Origin of the sequence: Azonexus sp. (genome assembly GCF_036170495.1) — a bacterium.
In the GTDB taxonomy this organism is placed as follows: Bacteria; Pseudomonadota; Gammaproteobacteria; order Burkholderiales; family Rhodocyclaceae; genus Azonexus.
In genome coordinates this window covers 1-1,295 of the sequence record NZ_JAVHPH010000042.1, presented here as the reverse complement: position 1 = coordinate 1,295, position 1,295 = coordinate 1, and the positions used below count along the sequence as shown (strand labels likewise).

The following is a 1,295-nucleotide window of genomic DNA, read 5'->3' as shown; positions in this document are numbered from 1 at the left end:
TCCTCGGCCATTACCCCATCGGCTGGACGCAACATCCTGAATACGTCTATCTGGTGATCCTGGCGGGTCTGGCCACGACCCTGCTGGCCAGGTTCATGCACCACATGAAAGGCATTTTTCTGATGCTAGACGCGCTCGGCCTGATCGCTTTCTCGCTTATTGGCTGCAATGTGGCGCTGCAACTTCACTACCCGATCGTGGTCATCATCATGGCCGGCATGCTCACCGGCATCTGCGGCGGCATTCTGCGCGACGTGCTCTGCAATCAACTGCCGGTCGTTTTTTGTCGCGAGCTGTATGCCAGCGTCTCGCTGTTTGTCTGCGCCCTGTTTCTCGTCCTGAGAACACTCGACATCGACGCCGACCTCAATACCGCTTTGTGCTTCGTCTCCGGTTTTCTATTTCGCATGCTGGCGATTCGCTTCAGCTGGAAACTTCCGACCTTTTCTTACCAGCAACGCTGGGATTAGGGCGAGCCCGCCGGCGTATTTCAGATCGCCCCGTCAGCCCGTAGCGCGGCGATGCGCTCGGGGGCGTAGCCCAGCCCGGCGAGCACCGCGTCGGTATGTTCGCCGAGCGCCGCACCGAGCCATTCCGTGCGCCCCGGCGTCGCCGACAATTTGGGCACGATGCCGGGGATTTTGAATTCCTTGCCGTCCGGCAGACGGGCTGATTCGAACATCTGGCGGGCGATGAATTGCGGGTCGGCGAACATGTCGACGGCCGAATAGACGCGCGACGATGGCACCTCGGCCGCGGCCAGCGTGGCCAGCACCTCGGCCTCATCGTGCTCGGCGGTCCACCGATCGATCAGGGCGTAAATCTCGTCGCGCCGCGCATCGCGGCCGGCATTGTCGGCCAGCGACGGATCGTCGGCCAGATCGGAGCGGCCGATAGCCAGCATGAAACGTTTGAAAATCGCGTCGCCATTGGCGCCGATGGTCACATGCTTGCCATCCCTCGTTGTGTGCGTGCTCGACGGCGTGATGCCCGGCATGATGTTGCCGGTGCGTTCGCGGACAAAGCCAAAGACGTCGAATTCCGGCACCATCGATTCCATCATCGCAAAGACCGCCTCGTAGAGCGCGACATCAACCACCTGCCCGGCGCCGCCATTGACTTCCCGGTGGCGCAGCGCCATCAGCGCGCCGATGGCGCCCCACAGCGCGGCAATCGAATCGCCGATGGAAATCCCCGTGCGCACCGGCGGCCGGTCAGGAAAGCCGGTGATGTAGCGCAGGCCGCCCATCGATTCGCCGACCGCGCCGAAACCCGGCTGATCCTTGTACGGCCCG

Annotated in this window: 2 protein-coding genes; one reads left to right on the top strand and one right to left on the bottom strand. The window is 62.9% G+C overall.

Annotated elements, in window-relative coordinates; genetic code table 11:
• Nucleotides 1–470: trimeric intracellular cation channel family protein (locus tag ADADOO_RS01620; RefSeq protein ID WP_511274438.1), on the top strand; the 470-nt coding region annotated here is incomplete at its 5' end.
• A gap of 20 nt (nucleotides 471–490) precedes the next feature.
• Here ADADOO_RS01620 and ADADOO_RS01615 read toward each other — a convergent pair.
• Nucleotides 491–1,295, bottom strand: an 805-nt coding sequence (locus tag ADADOO_RS01615) for a CaiB/BaiF CoA transferase family protein (protein WP_511274437.1), incomplete at its 5' end; no start/stop codon positions are given.